The 17,268-nt window shown below is 53.8% G+C and carries 16 protein-coding genes, 1 tRNA gene and 1 pseudogene; 15 read left to right on the forward strand and 3 right to left on the reverse strand.

Features of this window, described 5'->3' with window-relative positions; all coding sequences use genetic code 11:
* The first annotated feature begins 12 nt into the window (after positions 1-12).
* From PH256_RS08110 to pcp, 3 genes are all read left to right on the forward strand, one after another.
* Positions 13-963, forward strand: coding sequence for a DUF979 domain-containing protein (locus tag PH256_RS08110; protein ID WP_270913718.1), 951 nt, complete (start codon positions 13-15; stop codon positions 961-963).
* Positions 964-1,062: 99 nt separating this feature from the next.
* Positions 1,063-2,052, forward strand: a complete 990-nt coding sequence (locus tag PH256_RS08115; RefSeq protein ID WP_270913719.1) for a peptidase — start codon at positions 1,063-1,065, stop codon at positions 2,050-2,052.
* Between the two features lie 19 nt (positions 2,053-2,071).
* Positions 2,072-2,716, forward strand: a complete 645-nt coding sequence (pcp, locus tag PH256_RS08120) for a pyroglutamyl-peptidase I (protein WP_270913720.1) — start codon at positions 2,072-2,074, stop codon at positions 2,714-2,716.
* 62 nt (positions 2,717-2,778) lie between these two features.
* Here pcp and PH256_RS08125 read toward each other — a convergent pair whose 3' ends face one another.
* From PH256_RS08125 to PH256_RS08135, 3 genes are all read right to left on the reverse strand, one after another.
* Positions 2,779-4,176, reverse strand: a complete 1,398-nt coding sequence (locus PH256_RS08125) for a DUF3329 domain-containing protein (RefSeq protein ID WP_270913721.1) — start codon at positions 4,174-4,176, stop codon at positions 2,779-2,781.
* Positions 4,177-4,186: 10 nt separating this feature from the next.
* Positions 4,187-5,560 (reverse strand): DUF3329 domain-containing protein, encoded by a 1,374-nt coding sequence (locus PH256_RS08130; protein WP_270913722.1) that lies wholly within the window; start codon positions 5,558-5,560, stop codon positions 4,187-4,189.
* Between the two features lie 107 nt (positions 5,561-5,667).
* A complete protein-coding gene (locus PH256_RS08135) occupies positions 5,668-7,089 on the reverse strand; it encodes a TrkH family potassium uptake protein (protein WP_242956097.1) in 1,422 nt (473 codons plus the stop codon).
* Between the two features lie 434 nt (positions 7,090-7,523).
* Here PH256_RS08135 and PH256_RS08140 point away from each other — a divergent pair.
* The 12 genes and pseudogenes from PH256_RS08140 (at position 7,524) to PH256_RS08190 (ending at position 17,247) form a co-directional block, all read left to right on the forward strand.
* Positions 7,524-7,600: transfer RNA gene (locus tag PH256_RS08140), tRNA-Arg, on the forward strand.
* Positions 7,601-8,029: 429 nt separating this feature from the next.
* Positions 8,030-8,437 carry a helix-turn-helix domain-containing protein gene (locus PH256_RS08145; protein ID WP_270913723.1) on the forward strand — a complete coding sequence of 136 codons (408 nt, stop codon included), beginning with the start codon at positions 8,030-8,032 and terminating at the stop codon, positions 8,435-8,437.
* 132 nt (positions 8,438-8,569) lie between these two features.
* Entirely contained in the window at positions 8,570-8,872 is a 303-nt protein-coding gene (locus tag PH256_RS08150; RefSeq protein WP_270913724.1) for a hypothetical protein, read from the forward strand.
* Between the two features lie 236 nt (positions 8,873-9,108).
* Positions 9,109-10,002 (forward strand): DUF6017 domain-containing protein, encoded by an 894-nt coding sequence (locus PH256_RS08155; protein ID WP_270913725.1) that lies wholly within the window; start codon positions 9,109-9,111, stop codon positions 10,000-10,002.
* A gap of 26 nt (positions 10,003-10,028) precedes the next feature.
* Complete coding sequence (locus PH256_RS08160) at positions 10,029-10,853, forward strand: ParA family protein (RefSeq protein WP_270913726.1); 825 nt, start codon at positions 10,029-10,031, stop codon at positions 10,851-10,853.
* Complete coding sequence (locus PH256_RS08165) at positions 10,810-11,733, forward strand: ParB/RepB/Spo0J family partition protein (RefSeq protein WP_270913727.1); 924 nt, start codon at positions 10,810-10,812, stop codon at positions 11,731-11,733. The genes PH256_RS08160 and PH256_RS08165 overlap by 44 nt, the downstream gene beginning before the upstream one ends.
* Positions 11,734-11,808: 75 nt before the next feature.
* Positions 11,809-13,242 (forward strand): DUF5688 family protein, encoded by a 1,434-nt coding sequence (locus PH256_RS08170; RefSeq protein ID WP_270913728.1) that lies wholly within the window; start codon positions 11,809-11,811, stop codon positions 13,240-13,242.
* Positions 13,243-13,285: 43 nt separating this feature from the next.
* Entirely contained in the window at positions 13,286-13,771 is a 486-nt protein-coding gene (locus PH256_RS08175; RefSeq protein ID WP_270913729.1) for a PcfB family protein, read from the forward strand.
* Positions 13,768-14,727: pseudogene (locus tag PH256_RS15260) on the forward strand (type IV secretory system conjugative DNA transfer family protein); the annotation flags it as partial. The gene PH256_RS08175 and the pseudogene PH256_RS15260, both read left to right, overlap by 4 nt.
* 83 nt (positions 14,728-14,810) lie before the next feature.
* Positions 14,811-16,679: a recombinase family protein gene (locus PH256_RS15265; protein ID WP_333766333.1), complete on the forward strand. Its 1,869-nt coding sequence runs from the start codon at positions 14,811-14,813 to the stop codon at positions 16,677-16,679.
* Positions 16,676-17,023: a TnpV protein gene (locus tag PH256_RS08185; RefSeq protein ID WP_270913730.1), complete on the forward strand. Its 348-nt coding sequence runs from the start codon at positions 16,676-16,678 to the stop codon at positions 17,021-17,023. The genes PH256_RS15265 and PH256_RS08185 overlap by 4 nt, the downstream gene beginning before the upstream one ends.
* Positions 17,024-17,034: 11 nt before the next feature.
* Positions 17,035-17,247, forward strand: a complete 213-nt coding sequence (locus PH256_RS08190) for a hypothetical protein (RefSeq protein ID WP_270913732.1) — start codon at positions 17,035-17,037, stop codon at positions 17,245-17,247.
* Positions 17,248-17,268 lie beyond the last annotated feature (21 nt).

A 17,268-nucleotide genomic window follows, 5' to 3' on the forward strand; every position in this document is an offset into this window, starting at 1 on the left:
AGGAACACTAGGATGATTGACATGAAATTTTTGCAGGTCCCGGCAATGTTCAACACCGTTATGCTGGACGTGGTCTGGATCATCGTTGGCCTGATCGCTTTTTATGCAGGCATCAAGAACCTGCTGGATAAGGAAAACCCCTCCCGCATCGGCACTGCCATTTTCTGGTGCTCCTTCGGCGTGGTCACCGCTCTGGGCAGCTGGCTGCCTCCCAAGGTCTCCGGCGCACTGGTCATCGTGATGTGCATGCCTGCCATCTTCAAGAAGGTGAAGGTTGGCCGGGTGAACGCTCCCACCAAGGAATACACCAAGGCCCAGTACAGCAAGATCGGTATGAAGATCTTCGTGCCCGCTCTGACCGTTGCGGTGATGTCGCTGTTCTTCGCCCTGTTCTCCAACGTGAGCTCCATGGTGGGCATCACCATCGGCGTGGCCATCTCCATGGTGCTGCTGATGGTTTATTCCCGGGACAACAAGCCCAAGGTCTTCCTGGACGACTCCGAGCGTTTCCTGTCCCTGATGGGCCCCCTGTGCATGCTGCCTCAGCTGCTGGGCTGCCTGGGCGGCGTGTTTACCGCTGCCGGTGTAGGCGACGTGGTGGCCGGTCTGGTGGGCAATGTGGTGCCTGAGGGCAACGTGAACCTGGGCATCGTGGTCTACGCCATCGGTATGATGCTGTTCACCATGATCATGGGCAACGCCTACGCGGCCATCACCGTGATGACCGTGGGCATCGGCGGCCCCTTCGTGCTGGCCTATGGCGCGAACCCGGTGGTCATCGGTATGCTGGCTCTGACCTGCGGCTTCTGCGGTACCCTGTGCACCCCCATGGCCGCTAACTTCAACATCGTTCCCGTGGCCATTCTGGATATGAAGGACCGCTGGGGCGTTATCAAGAATCAGGTGCTGGTGGCCATCATTATGATCACCATCCAGATCTGCTTCATGATCGCATTCAAGTAATCATAAAAAACGAAAGCCTGGCGGGGAAAGCGCAGTCTTTCCCTGCCGGGCTTTACGGCTCTTTTTCACAAAACTCCGTCGCAAAGGAAGGGTCTCATCATGCGCAAAATGGAACGGGGCGCCTCCATCATCATTCACAAATGGGTCCGGCTCAAGCCCTGGGACCGGCTGCTCATTGTGACCAGCAAGGAATATGAGCAGGAGGCCAAGGCACTGCGCCGCCAGGCCTCCACCGTTACCCGGTCGGTGTCGGTGCTGCTGGTGGAAAACAAGGGCATGCACGTGGGGATGTTCTTCGATGACAACGAGGAGATTTTCGACCCCTACACCACCATCATTGCCGCCACCGAGTATTCTCTGGTCACCACCAAGGCGGCCAAGCGGGCCATCCGCAGGCATAAGAAGTTTTTGTCGCTGCCCCTTTCCACCAATGACGGCCGCTCCATGCTGCGCTACGACTTTTTGATGATGGACACCAAAAAAAGCCGCATGCTTTCCAAGGTGATCATGAAATACCTGAAAAACTCCACCCGCATCCGAATCACAACCCCGGCAGGGACTGACCTGACGGTGGGGAAACGGGGCCGGGAACCGGGCTTTTTCAACGGTGTGCTGAAGGACAGCAAGGACTATTCCTCCGCCAGCATCGAGGTATATGTGCCCATTGAGGAGACCTGTACCAACGGTATTATGGTGGTGGACGGTTCACTGGGCTACATCGGCCGTGCTGAAGACCCGGTGCGGGTGCGGTTTGAGGCCGGGTGGATCGTGGAGATCGAGGACAACCCCACCGGAAATCGACTCAGGGCCTATATGGACCAGTACCAGGACCCGCGCATCTGCATTGCGGGGGAGCTGGGCATTGGCTTGAATTCACTTTCCAAATGCGAGGGAAACTGTTATATTGAAGATGAATCCGCCTATGGCACCTTCCACATTGGCCTGGGGCGGAATATCGCGCTGGGCGGCATCCAGAACGCCAAGGGCCATTTTGACCTGGTGGCCCACAGCCCCAGTATCTACACCGACAACCGGCAGATCATGCAGGAAGGCAAGATCATTGTGCCGGAACCTGATTTTATCTATTGAGCAAAGGAGTGCTGTACAAATGAAAGTACTGGTAACTGGTTTCGATCCCTTTGGCGGAGAGGCCGTAAACCCCGCGTTTGAGGCGGTGAAGCTGCTGCCCGATCAGATTGCCGGGGCCCAGATCATCAAGCTGGAGATTCCCACTGTGTTCACCCGCAGTGCCAAGGTGGTGGAGCAGGCGATGGAGGAGCATAAGCCCGACATCGTGATCAATGTGGGCCAGGCCGGCGGCCGGTCCTGCATGACCGTAGAGAAGGTGGCCATCAACCTGGCTGAGGCCCGCATCCCGGACAACGACGGCGAGCAGCCCTTCGACGAGCCCCTGCGGGAGGACGGCGAGACCGCTTACTTTGCCACTGTGCCGGTGAAGGCCATGGTGGAGAACATGCGCAAGAACGGCGTGCCTGCGCACATCTCCTATACCGCAGGCACCTATGTGTGCAACAGCATCATGTACAACGTGCTGTATCTGGCTGCGAAGAAGTTTCCGGGCGTGCGTGCTGGATTCATCCATGTGCCCTATGAGAATGGGCAGGTGGTGGGTAAGCCCAACGGCACCCCCTTCATGCCCCTGGACCTGATCGCCAAGGGCCTGGAATATGGCATTGAGGCAGCGGCGCAGAATACCGAGGACGCTAAGGTTACCATGGGCGAGACCCACTGATCCAAGCATGCAAAATGCCCCCGAAGCCATCCGCTTCGGGGGCATTTTTACGTTGTTTCGATTCAGCTTTCCTCCGGAAGGCCGGTTTCCAGCGCATTGTTGGTGCGGCCGGGAAAGGGATAGGTGTGGGCTTCGTCGGCCACCAGACTCTCAAAGCCGTAATAACGGGCCATATCCGAGCAGATCCAGTCCTCCGGATCAGTGCGCAGGTCCGGCAGGCCGTAACCGGCGCACCAGCGGGTGTAGCACTCGATGGAATAGCTTACCACCTGAGTCTGTCCCTGGTCCTTCAGGCTCGCAAACTCAGCCGCCCGGGTGCGGTGCATCATCCAGAAGCTGGCGATGTCGTAGCCTGCCCACACAAGCTGGAAGCAGGCGACCAGTGCCAGCCCGGCGGCTGCACCGCCAAGTACGCTCCGAAGATGGCTGCGGTCCAGTCCGGCCAGCGCGGCGGCACAGGCGGCGGTGAGAAAAACAAATACACCATGGGTGGAGCGCTCGTAGTAGACTGGCGAGAGTACCATGGCGAAGTTTGTGCCCAGCCCCGTCGCAAACAATGCCAGCGGCAGGAACAGGGCTTGCGGTGCGGGCTTTTGCAGCCACAGCAGCCAGAAGAGCACCGCGAAGATCAGAAGAAGGGGCAGACCATAGTCCCACAGCATGTTCAAAGCGGTGAGAAAACGAGTGGCCAGAATGGTCACCGGACCCCGGGGATCGGGAGCGGCATCCTGCCGCTGGTAGTTGCCCGGTGCCAGAATCAGCAGAGCGAAGCCGAAAAGCCCGCCCACCAGACCGGTGAACATCCACAGGGGAGCTTTTTTCTCCCGGAACAGCTGCCAGCAAAGCACCAGAACCATCAGTACAAGCAGTCCGGCGCTTGTGTTTTCGCTGCTCCAGCCGCCCACCAGACCTGCCAGAAAACAGGCGGGCGCCCGCCAGCGGCGTGTCTGCAACGGGTGGTGCAGCTGCAGTGCAAAGGGAAGCGCCGCGGCCAGGCAGAAGAAGCTGGCCCACAGGTAGTTGAAGGAACCGCACATCCACAGATTGGTCTGGCCGAACACCGGCGAGACCATCCAGAAGCTAAGAAAGATAAATAGCAGCAGCTGGGGGTCGGCAGGAGCGCGGCGGCCCTTTGCTGCAAGATAAACCACCAGCGCAAGCCCCACATAAACCAGTGTGTTGCACACGTTGAACAGAAGCTTCGGCTGGATGGTAAACCATTGGTCCAGGCTCTTGATGAGGAACCGGCCGCTCCAGGTCATGTAGTGGTAGGTCTGGCTCTGCAGCACATCCCACAGGCCGGTGAGCCGTTCGCCGGTGCGGTAGCTGAAGGTGAAGGTGAAGTCATCCGCCACAAAGGGAGTGAGGCAGTTGAACAGCAGCATTACCACCGCTGCGGCAGCCGCCAGCAGCCAGAAAAGCCGACAGTTCAGCCGGGCATTGGATTCGATCGGCTTCATAGCGCCTCCTTTACTCCAGAGCATAGCTCAGTTCGGTTTCTACCGTGTTGGAAAAATCATCATAGCCGGGGAACGGATAATAGTGCTGCTCGGTGACCACAAGAGAGTCCGCGCCCAGATGCAGCGCCATGTTCACATTTACCCAGTTGTCTTTATCCAGCCGCAGGTCCGGCTGGCCGTATGCACCGCAGAAACGGGTGTAGGGGTAGATGGCATAGGTTTCGACGTCTTTTTCGCCCTCGGCTACCTGGGTGAGGATGGTATCCTCACGCACCTGCCGCATGATGGAATAGTTCAGAATATCGTAGCCGCCCTCCACAAGATCGAAGCAGAGCAGAACGCACAATACTCCCGCAAAAACTCCCTGAGGGAATTTGCCGAAGGTGGGCAGATGTTGAACAAGACCGGTGAGTGCGCTGCCGGTTGCGATGACCCAGAAGGCGAGGACCGGGTAAAAGGAGCGCACATAGTAAATGGGCGAAAGAATCAGCGCATAATTTGCAGCCAGACCAAGTACAAACCAGAAAATGGGGAACAGTGCCGCCCGCAGGGAGGGACGGCACAGAAGAAGCACGGCATACGCAGCGGCAAACAGAAGAGCCAGCGTCATGCCGTAAAGCCGCAGAGTATGGGTGGCGTTCATCGCGCGAGAGAGAAGCAGAGCGAAGATACTGATGGAGTCTTCCCCGAACCGGTCCACCCGGACCCATTGGCCGGGTGCGCACATCAGCAGCAGAAAGCCAGCCAGACAGCCCGTTGCACCGGTCAGCTGCCAAAGAGACGCGCGGCCCAGCAGCAGGCGGGAGAGCACGCAGAGCACCAGGCAGGCAAGCAGCACCGCGCCGCTGGTATTTTCATTGCCCCATCCGGCGGCGATGCCTGCGAAAAACATGCCCACGGCAGCACCTTTGCTCCAGGAGAGATCCCGGTCCAGCTGCAGCCGGTAGGGAAGAAGAAAGACCAGACCCAGCATCAGGGGCCACAGATAAACGCAGGAGCCGCACATCCACAGGTTGACCGCGCCGAACGCCGGGTTGAAGTGGAAAAACAGACCCAGCACCACCAGCAAAAAGGCAGGATGAATCGACTTTTGCCCGGCGGCAAGTTTGGCACACAGCCAGACGGTAAAGGTGAATGCAGCAGCATTGGCCAGATTGAAGACCCATTTTCCAAGCCACAGGAAGATCTGGTTCAGGCCGATGGCAATGGTTCGGCCGCCCCACTGCATATAATGGTAATATTGGGAAACAACAATGTCCCAAAAGGTTTCCACCGGCTCGTGGGTGGGAAACTTCAGCAGGTAGGAGTAGTCATCGGAGATTAACGGGGTGAGCCGGTTGAACACCAGCATCACCAGAAAAACAGCCGCAAGAATCAACCCCACAGGCCGAAAGAGCGCCCGGGGAGAAAACGAATGAGATCCACGCAAGAGATCAGTTCCTCCTTATTCAATGGCGGGCAGCAGGCAGATGCGCTGCGCCCGGATCGGAATCAGCCCACGCTGATCTTGCCCTCGGGCAGAATGTCGAACTTGCCCTGCTCCCGGCGCTGGCTGGCCAGACTGATCGCCAGCGAGACCGGGCCCACACGGCCGATAAACATGGTAACCATGGTGATGATCAGCGCAGGTGCATGCATCTCGCCGGTCACACCCACCGAGCAGCCCACCGTGCCAAAGGCGCTGACTACCTCATACAGGCAGTCCAGCGGACTGATGAGCTCACCGCAATTGAAGAAGACGATCAGTGTGACCAGGATCACCACACCCAGGCTCAGCATGGAGATGCTCAGGGCCTGGTAAACGGTTTTCTTGTCGATGCGGCGGCGGAAGATCTGAGCGTCTTCCCGGCCGGTGACCACACTGGCCACGGTGACCAGAATCACGCTGAAGGTGGTTACCTTGATACCGCCGCCGGTACCGCCGGGCGCAGCACCGATGAACATGAGCACGCAGAGCATGCACTTGGTGATGGAGCCCATGGAAGCCAGATCAATGGTGTTGAAGCCAGCGGTTCGGGCGCTGATGGACTGGAACAGGCTGTTTACAACCTTGTCACCGGCGGACATACCGCCCAGTGTGTCGGGGTTGTTCCATTCCAGAAAAGCAAAGCCCACGGTGCCGCCCACGATCAGCAGGATGGTGCAGAACAGTACCACCTTGGTGTGGATGGAGAGGTGATGTGTCTTGCGCCACTGGCCCAGATCATGCCAGACCAGAAAGCCCAGGCCGCCGGCCACGATCAGGAACATGATGATGCCCTGCACATACCAGTTGGAGGCATAGCCCATCAGGCTCACATAGCTCTGGGTGCGTCCCAGGATATCGAAACCGGCGTTGCAGAAGGCGGAGATGGACAAAAAGATCGAGATGAAAATGCCCTCGGCGCCATATTCCGGAACAAAGACCGGCAGCAGCAGCAAAAAGCCCAGACCCTCGAAGAAGGCGGCAAGCTTCATGACCACCAGCAGCAGGCCCCGGGCCTCCGCTACATTGGAGGTGCCGATGGACTCGCTGGCCAGCTTCATGGAGCGGAAACCAACCCGGCGGCGAAGAGCCAGGGTGAAGAAGCTGGCCAGTGTGACAAGGCTCAGGCCGCCGATCTGAATCAGGCAAATTACGACTGTCTGGCCGAACGTGGTGAAGCCCTGGTAGGTATCCAGCACCACAAGACCGGTCACACAGGTGGCGCTTGTGGCCGTGAAGAAGGCCTGTACCGGCGTGATGCCATTGCGGGTGGCGAAGGGCAGCATGAGCAGCAGCGCACCGGTCACAATCACCACAAGAAAGCTGGAAACGATCAGCCGGGTGGGAGAAAGGCTCTCCAGCCGGCGGCGTTTTTTCGGGGGCGGAGCGGTCCGGCTGATCAACCGGCCCAGCTGCGATGTTTGAAAGGAATTGGAATCCTGTTCCACGGTCGTTTTCCTCCTTGTAAGCACCCGGCGCCGCTGTCAGGGCGCACGAACGCAATTCTACTATGTTCTTATAATATACACGTTTATAAAAGGTATTTCAACTTGATTTTGCCTGCTTTGACTGATATAATATTACAGTATGCACAAAGCGGGCGGAAAAATCAGCTGGAAGCAGGCACAGTGAAGCTGACCGTCACAGGCTGACACGTGTGGAAAATGTATGCCCTCTCCTAAGAAATAGGTTACCTTACGACAAACGAGTTTTTTCAAATTTTGAGAATGGTTCGAATGGAGTTGTGACTGCCTATTTTGGGGTGGTGGAGAGATGGAAGAATCTTACAAAAATGCCTGTGCAAATCGGGTGCCCAAAAGGCAGATCGTCACCTTGAACGAAGTGCGAAAAACCGCATAGAATCAAGGAAAAATCGATATAAGTCTCCGTAGCTCAGTTGGATAGAGCGCGAGCCTCCTAAGCCCGAGGCCCCCGGTTCAAGCCCGGGCGGGGACACCAAAATGAGCGCGGAAGATTGCAAAAAATCTTCCGCGCTTTTGCTAATGAAAGTAAGATAAAATTGATGGTCTGCTAAAAAACAGGGACTTCTGCTAATGAGAAAAACAAACCGAAAACAGCCCGCCTGCCAAAAAAGGCGTATGGTTCCCTTAGAACCGGTGAATCTGGGTGTGAATCCATGACAAATTTGCGTTTACGACCACGCAAATCTGGTATGCTGGAGGAGGGGCTTGAGGGACGGATTTCTAAATGCATTAGCAGCCCGGACAGAGAAATTTTGGATTTCTAAAAACAAGCGCCAGGATTAGAAAGAAAGCCGTACCGAAAAGCAGGTAAACCACAGGTCTACCGAACTAAACTGGTGGTCGCTTGAGTAAATCATGGATAAAGTGATATGATGCAGACATCAAAAGAAGGAGCCTGAAGCAAATGGAAAAGAAAACGCTTGGCATGATGATTGCATCATTGAGAAAAGAAAATGGAATGACTCAGCTTGAACTGGCTGAAAAAATGGGGGTAACGGATAAGGCCGTATCCAAATGGGAAAGAGATTTATCTTGTCCGGATGTAACTACGATCCCAAAGCTTGCGGAGTGTTTTGACATAAGCGTAGATGAACTGATGCAGGTCAAGGCGGATTCGCAGAAAGCAGATAAGAAAAATATCATGCCGATGGTCCATTTGATTATGAAAGCAGTTGCTCTGGCAATGGGTGTTGGAGTGGCTGTGCTGTCCGTGTTAAATGAATTGGATGCAACTTCTGGAATGGGGATGCTCGGAATCGGATTGGCTTGTCTCGCTGTCTCTTCCTTGTCCCAGAAGAGTGAAGAGAAATAATTACGGCTTCAAGTGCCCGTGAAAACGAAATATCGATATCTTACATAGCCCTGTGGTGACTGACCCTCACCACAGGGCTTTTGTCGTTTTCGGATGATGCCGGAAACGGATCAAACCAAGGAGGATATCGAAATGAGCAAAAAAGCAAAGCGCAAAATCATTCTGATTGATGGAATTCGGTACTATGCGGACAGGCCCGACACCTGCCGCAAATGCTTTTTCTGGAAAAACCGCAAGGTCGGCTGCATCCTCGGCAAGCAGAATTGCTACTATCTGGCCGAAGCTGTGATGACGGCGCAGGAAAAGAAGTGCGAAGGCTGCTGCTATGCAAAAGGGCAGCCCTGCGTCAGTGCTGTCTGCTATCAGGAGCTGGACGTTTGGCTGCGGGCTACCAGAATCAACCGGGCACAGAGAGAAGGTGCGGTAAATGGGTAAGCGGGAAGAACTGCTGCGCAGATACGAGAAGCTGTCCAGAGCTGCGGTGAGAGCTGCGGTGCAGGATAAGCCCGAAAAATGGCCCGGCAGCTGCAAGCGGTGCGTGTACTATCGTCCGGATTTCAAATATCGCCGGTGTCAGTTTTCCAGATGCCCGTATGGCAAGCAAACGGACGTGTTCCGCCAAAAGCCCCTGAAGCGGGATAAATTCTCCTGAAAGCAGGTGGTGACGATGCGTGTTTGATTATTTTTATGGGATTCAGTCAGAACAGTTTGCCTTCTACCGAATCCCGAAGGTCCTTTTTACGGATGACCGGTTCCGCGTGCTCTCAGCAGAGGCGAAAACCCTGTACGGAATCTTGCTGGATCGCGTCACACTCTCTGCGAAGAACGGCTGGATCGATCAGCAGGGCCGTGTGTATATCATCTACACGATTGAAGAAATTATGGCTGACATGAACTGCGGGAACAAAAAGGCAATCCAGCTGCTGTCCGATCTGGAGGAAAAGGTTGGTTTGATTGAACGCAAGCGTCAAGGGCTCGGAAAGCCAAACCTGATTTATGTGAAAAACTTCATATCGGTGGAAAGCCATGGGGAAGGACATTTCCTGAACTGTCAAAAGCACACTTCCGGAAATGCCGAAAGCACATCTCCGGAAATGGCAGAAGAACACAGAAGAAATACTGATACAAGCAATACAGAGGATAGCGATATCGATTCTTTCTCTTCCGACAGAACTGTTGGGGAAAGAAACGAAGCGATGCGAATGCTCGCCCAGTATCAGGCTTATTTCAGAGAGTCCCTTGAGATGGATACGCTCGCTCAGGATTCCTCTCTGGATCAGGAGGCGCTTTCCGCAATGGTGGATCTCATGGTTGAGGTCTGCTGCTCCGGTAAAAAGACCATTCGCATCAATCGCGAGGATATGCCCACAGAGATTGTGAAAAGCCGATTCATGAAGCTGAATTCAGAGCATATCAAATATGCCCTGCTGACCCTGGCAAACAACACAACCCGCGTGAGGGACATGAAGCAGTATATGCTGGCAGTTCTCTATAACGCGCCGATCACCATGAATGCTTACTACCAGAACTGGGTACAGCATGATATGGCCAAGGGCTTGGCCTAGTTTGAAATGGAAGGGGTGATGTTTTTATGTCGAAAGCCACGATTATGGCTGTTGTAAATCAGAAAGGCGGAACCGGGAAAACGACCACCTGCGAAAATCTGGGAATTGGCCTTGCCAATGAAGGAAAACGAGTACTGCTTGTGGATACGGACCCGCAGGCGTCCCTGACCATTGCTCTCGGGCATCCTAGGCCGGATGAGCTTCCGGTTACGCTGACTGATCGGATGGCAAAGGTCATACAGGACCAACCCGTCGAACCGAAAGAAGGGATTCTTTCCCACGAAGAAGGTGTGGACCTGATTCCGGCCAACATCACGTTATCCGGCATGGAGGTGGCCCTGGTCAATGCCATGAGCCGGGAAACGGTCCTGCGGCAGGTTCTGGAGCCGCTCAAAAACCAATATGACTTCATTTTGCTGGACTGTATGCCGTCGCTTGGGATGCTTACGGTGAATGCTCTGGCCGCCTCTGACCAGGTGCTCATTCCCGTTCAAGCAAACTATCTGTCTGCAAAAGGTCTGGAGCAGCTGCTGCAGACCGTCAACAAGGTGAAGCGGCAGATCAATCCGAAGCTGAAGGTGGAAGGGATTCTGCTGACCATGGTGGATTTCCGCACCAATTTTGCGAAGGAGATCAGCACTCTGATTCGCGATACCTACGGCAGTAAGCTGAAGGTGTTTGAAGCGGATATTCCGCGCTCCGTCCGTGCTGCTGAAATCAGTGCGGAAGGCGTGAGCATTTTCAAGCATGACCCCGGCGGGAAGGTGGCTGATGCCTACCGGAGTTTGACAAAGGAGGTGTTGACCAATGCCGAAAAGAAGCGGAAGCATCAGCTTGACCAGCTACGATGATATCTTTGAAACGGATGAAAGCCGTGCCGAGAAGCAGCTGGAGCGTGTGCAGAATATCAGCATCAGCGAGCTGATTCCCTTTAAGGATCATCCCTTCAAGGTGGTTGATGATGAGGCCATGCTGAGAACAACGGAAAGCATTGCACAGTACGGTGTGTTGACCCCGCTGATTGCAAGACCCTTGGAGGATGGCGGCTATGAGATTATCTCCGGGCATCGCCGGGCACATGCCGCAGAGCTGGCAGGTCTCACAGAGGTTCCGGTGCTGGTAAGGCAGATGGACGATGACGCGGCCACGGTGCTCATGGTCGATTCCAATCTTCAGCGAGAAAACATTCTGCCTAGCGAGAGAGCCTTTGCTTTCAAGATGAAACTTGATGCGCTTAGCCATCAAGGACAGCGATCTGATTTGACTTCGGTGCAAATTGCACCGAAGTTGTCGACAGAAATCATTGGTCAATCCGCAGGTATGAGTAAAGACAATGTAAAACGCTACATCCGCCTTACCAACCTTATCCCCGAGCTGCTTGAAATGGTGGATCAGAAGCAGATCTCCTTCAACCCGGCGGTGGAGCTGTCCTATCTTGCGCCGGAGGAACAGGAGACCTTCCTGGCGGCTATGGATGAGGTGCAGGCTGCGCCCTCACTCTCTCAAGCCCAGCGTCTGAAAAAGCTGGCGCAGGAAGGTGATTTCACCTTGGATTCCGCCCGGGAAATCATGAACGAAGTGAAGAAGGGAGATCTGGAGCGCGTGACCTTTCGGAATGAGCAGCTGAGGAAGTATTTTCCCAAGTCCTATACAACGCAGCAGATGCAGGACACCATTCTCAAGCTTCTGGATCAATGGCAGAAAAAGAAGGCCCGGGACCAGGAACGATGAACCATCAATATTGTCAGCGTCTTTGAAGAAATTCAGAGGCGCTTATTTTATTTGTCATGAAAAGGAGGAGCACCTATGGATTTCGAAACGTTTATGAATGAAGCGATCAAAGAGATGCGCGACCGCTTCCCGGATTTTGATATCAGTAAGCAGGAGGTATCCAAGCTGCAGGGGGAGTCCTACACCGGCATGGCCGTCCGCCCGGAAAACAGCGAAATCGGAGTAACCCTGAACCTGCAGGATTTTTATAAAGCGCTAGGCTTTGGGATGTTCCTTGAGGACGTGATGGACAGCATCGAGCGCTCCGTTGTCTCGGCAGTCCGCCATATGCCGCACTATGATGCCCGTGTGCTGGAGGATTATGACCGGATGAAGGATGCCCTGACCGTTGATCTGGTCCCCGTTGCCGGAAACGAGGAAAAGCTGGCTCAGATTCCCCACAAAAATGTGGAGGACATGGCCCTTGTTTACCGCTTCGAAGAGGAAAGCAGCGTGTATGGCTCGGCCAGTATTCTCGTTACCAACGAAATGCTGGCCGTTTATGACATCACGGCAGACCAGCTCCACGAAGATGCCATGAAAGCTGCCGTGCAGAATCGCCCGGCAAAGCTTCATAACATGAACGATGTTATGCGTGACATGATGGGGGACATGAGCGGCCTTGTTCCCATGAATGAGCCTTCTCCCCTGTGGGTGGCCACCGTGGAGGGTGGACAGAATGGTGCCGGTGTGATTCAATATCCGGGTTTTCTGGATCAGGCGGCAGAAGCACTGGGCGGTGACTTCTACGTCCTGCCTTCCTCGGTTCATGAGGTCCTGCTCGTAGCCGACGACGGAAGCATGGAGCTCGGCTATTTGGAGGAAATGGTGCGGGGTGTCAACGAAACGGAAGTTTCCCCGGCGGAGCGCCTTTCCGACAATGTGTATCACTACGACAACGAGGCGCACATCTTTGAAAATGCCCGGACCTTTGAGGCACGCGAGGCGGCGAAGGAAGAGATTCTCACAGATGAGTCCTTTGATAAAGTGGTTGAGGAAGCACTCGCCAGGGAGACCATCAAGGTTCTTCTGGTGGAGCCGGAGGAGCGGCCGAGGGTGGTGGAGATCGGTACCGAGCTGGAGGATCTACAGCATGCGGTTGGCGGCGACATTGAGGTGGTTTATCCCTTTGAGGACCGTGTGGGACTGATTGTTAATGAGGAAGGTAAGCTCATTGGCCTTCCCCTGAACCGGGCGCTTCGGGATGAAAACAATGAAGTGTATGACATCATTGCCGGCCCCTTTCTGGTTGCTGGGCTCACCGAGGATAACTTCGGCTCCCTGACTGAGGAGCAGATCGGCAAGTTCGAGGGACTGTTCCATCAGCCGGAGACCTTTGTGAAGATGGGGCGCAGTATTATGGCAATCCCTGTCCCGGAAGAGGTGCTTCAGATGCGTGATGCAGTCAGAGCAAAGGAAGAAATGGGGGAGAAACCCAGGCGCAAAATGCCGGAAAGGGACAGCCACTGAGAGCGCGTTATACCCCTGGAAGTGATAGAAGGAGTTGGTATCTATGCAGGAGGAAGTAGAAAACAGAACGGTGAATTTGGCCATCAGCACGACCAAGATCACAGCGCGCGGTATTCTCCGGCTTGCGTTGAAGGGACTCGCCTATATCCGGCGCAAGTCTCAGGAATCGGCAATGAAAAAGCCCGTCGGCAAGCAGACGATTCAGGAGCTCATCGGCCAGAATCAGGGCGTTACAAACATCGACATCGCCCAAACGGATCTGAAGGGCTTTGAGAAGTATGCCCGAAAATACGGCGTCGATTATGCAATCACCAAGGATAAGTCTGTGTTGCCGCCCAAGTATCTGGTGTTCTTTAAAGCAAGGGATACGGATGCCATGACGGCCGCATTCAATGCCTACTCTGCAGAGATTCTGACCCGGAACAAGCGCCCGAGTGTTCTCAAAACGCTGCACAAGCTGATGGATGTGGTGCGCGATATCCCGGCCAAGGTTACGAACAGAGAAAAGCAGAGGGAGCAGTCACGATGAAGCTGGATACTGTTAAGCTGAAAAAGCTCCTGATTCTTGCTCTCCCGTATATCGTGGTCGGTTTGCTCTGCACCAACCTAGGAAAAGCCTGGCGCATGGCAGAGGGCGTGGAGGCGTCCGAGAAACTGCTGTCCTTCTTTGAGGAGATCGGCATTGCTTTTGGCAATCCGTTTCCCAGCCTTCACCCCGTTGACCTGATGGTGGGCCTGATCTGCGGTGCAGGTTTGCGGGTGGCTGTCTATCTCCGAGGGAAGAACGCCAAAAACTACAAGCACAACCGCGAGTACGGCTCAGCCCGCTGGGGGACCGCAAAGGATATTGAGCCATTTGTTGACCCGGTCTTTGCGAACAATGTGATTTTGACCCGAACAGAGCGGCTGATGATGAGCAACCGCCCGAAGAATTCCGCCAATGCCAGGAACAAAAATGTTCTGATTGTCGGCGGTTCCGGTTCCGGTAAAACGCGCTTCTGGATCAAGCCTAACCTGCTCCAGCTGCATAGCTCGTATGTGCTGACCGATCCGAAGGGGACTACGCTCCTTGAGGTGGGCAATGCGTTTGTTCATGCGAACTATCGCATCAAGATATTCAATACCATCAATTTTCGCAAATCCATGCACTACAATCCCTTCGCGTATATTCACAGCGAAAAGGATATCCTGAAGCTGACCACCACACTGATGGCAAACACCAAAGGAGAGGGCAAAGGCGGTGACCCCTTCTGGGATAAGGCAGAAACACTTCTTTACTGTGCTCTCATCGGATATATCCACTATGAGGCACCGAAGGAGGAGCAGAACTTCGCCACACTGATTGAGTTCATCAACGCCATGGAGGTGCGAGAGGACGATGAGGACTTCCAGAACTCGGTGGATCTGATGTTTGAGGACCTGAAAAAGAAGAAGCCGGACCACTTTGCGGTCCGGCAATATGCAAAGTTCAAGCTGGCTGCAGGTGTTGTATGCTTTAAGAGACTTCTTAATCAGTTGATTAGGAATCCGCTTAAAGCACACAGCTTGTGAGAAAGGAGTGCAAGAAAATGAGCAAGAGAAAGATTACTGCCCTGTATGAGCGTCTCAGCCGTGATGACGACCAGCAGGGCGAGAGCAACAGTATAGCCAATCAAAAAAAGCTCCTCGAAAGCTATGCTGCCCAGCATGGTTTCCCGAACCCCGTCCACTTTACGGACGATGGCATTAGCGGAACCCGGTTTGACCGTCCCGGCTTTATGGCTCTGATGAAAGAGGTCGAGGCAGGTAATGTGGAATATTTGTGTCTAAAAGACATGAGTCGTATGGGTCGTGACTATCTGAAAGTCGGTCAGATTATGGAAATTCTCCGGCAGAAAGGCGTCCGTCTGATTGCGGTCAATGACGGTGTGGATAGTGCCAAAGGGGACGATGATTTCACGCCGTTTCGGAACATCATGAACGAATTTTACTGCCGTGACACAAGCCGGAAAATCCGTTCCACCTTTCAGGCAAAGGGCAAATCCGGCAAGCACCTGACAGGGACAGTCATTTACGGCTACCTCTGGAATGAGACCAGAGACAAATGGCTGGTTGACCCGGAAGCCGCCGAGGTTGTGAAGCGTATCTACCAGATGACCATTGACGGGCTGGGACCATACCAGATCGCCAAAAAGCTGTCCGAGGAACAAGTCCTTATCCCTTCTGCCTATCTTGCCCAGCATGGCGAGGGCGTGAACAAGAACAAGACTTTCAAGGATATTTACGGCTGGGGTTCCTCTACGGTGGTGGAAATTCTGAAAAAGCGTGAATATCTGGGGCATACGGTCAACTTCAAGACCCGCAAGCACTACAAGGACAAGAAAAGCCACTATGTTTCCGAGGACGAATGGACAGTTTTTGAGAATACTCATGAAGCCATCATCGACCAGCAGACCTTTGACCTTGTGCAGAAAATCCGCAGCAATGTTCGCCGCTATCCCAATGGCTGGGGCGAGACCGCACCGCTGACGGGGCTGCTCTACTGTGCCGATTGCGGCGGCAAGATGTATGTCCACCGCACCAACAACGGCAAGCGGATTTCCCAGTACACCTGTTCCCAGTACAGCAAAGTCCCGGTGGGCGTGTTGTGCAAGACCCAGCACCGTATCAATGAATCGGTGGTTCTGGAATTGATTTCCGAGCTTTTGAAAGCCATTGCGGCGTATGCAAGGCATGACAGAGCCGAGTTTATCCGGGTGGTTCAGGAAGCGCAGGACAGCCAGCAGATAGCGGAAGTCCGAAAGAAAAAGACCCACCTTGCCACCGCCAGAAACAGGCTGAAAGAACTGGAAGTCCTGCTTTGTAAAATCTATGAGGACAACATTCTGGGCAAGCTGCCGGACAGCCGCTATGCCACGCTGGACGCACAGTACGGCAAGGAGCAAGCCGAATTGACCGAGGAAATTTCTTCTCTGGAAGCCAGCCTGTCTGCCTTTGAGAAAAACAAGAAATCAGCGGAGAGTTTTATCTGCCTGATTGACAAGTACCAGAGCTTTGACAACCTGACCATTACCATGCTCAACGAGTTTATCGACAAAATCCTTGTCCATGAGCGTGACCGCAAGGGAAGCACCCAGACCACACAGGAAATTGAGGTTTATTTCAATTTTGTGGGTAGGTTTGTTCCCCCGGCATTTGGCGAAGTAGAGCTGACCCCGGAGGAACTGGAAGAACTCCGCAAGCGTGAGGAACGCAAGGACAGGCTCCACCAGAACTATTTGAAGCGAAAAGCCAGCGGAGCGCAGAAACGGTATGAGGAGAAAGTCAAAGCAAAGAAAAAGGCAGAGGTTGACGCCAAAAAAGCTGTTATCCGTTCAGAAGATATTGCCAGAGGGGTATTTGTCCCTGTCAGCAGTTTGCCGCAACGAGAGCCGCAGAAAGGAGCGCAGACAACATGAAAATCACTTACACACAGAATGGGGATTATCTTATTCCCGACATTAAAATTCGCAAGGTGAAGAAGCCCATCGGCCACTATGGCAGGCTCCGCAAATCCTATTTACAGCAGTTTCGCCCTATCTTGTATAACGAACTTGTCTTGACCGAAAAACTCCATGAGCATTGTGCCGAGATTGAGGAAGCGGCGCAACACCGTATTGAACTGATCGTACCAGAGCTGGCGAAACAATATGGCGTTACCGAAAAGCTGAAAGCTGAAAATCAAATGGAATGGGTTCGGCAGATGAACGCTTGCAAGGCACAAGCAGAGGAAATTGTGAAGCTTGAGCTGATTTATGATTGAGGAGGATTAACATGGATAACGGTTATATTGTGCGTTTTATCCGCATGGATAAAAAAGAGAACGAAGAATATTTTTATCACTCATTTAACGATGCAATTAGTCATTTAGAGCAGTTCAGAAACGATGATTCAGGACTGTTCAGACGGATCGAAGTCATAGATAGTTACACACTCCATCTGCCTTACTCCGTCCTTGAATTTCAATCAGCAGATTGTTTTGTGTAAATTTACAATTAGGCACTTGCG

Origin of the sequence: Allofournierella sp. CML151 (genome assembly GCF_027853465.1) — a bacterium.
GTDB lineage: Bacteria > Bacillota > Clostridia > Oscillospirales > Ruminococcaceae > Allofournierella.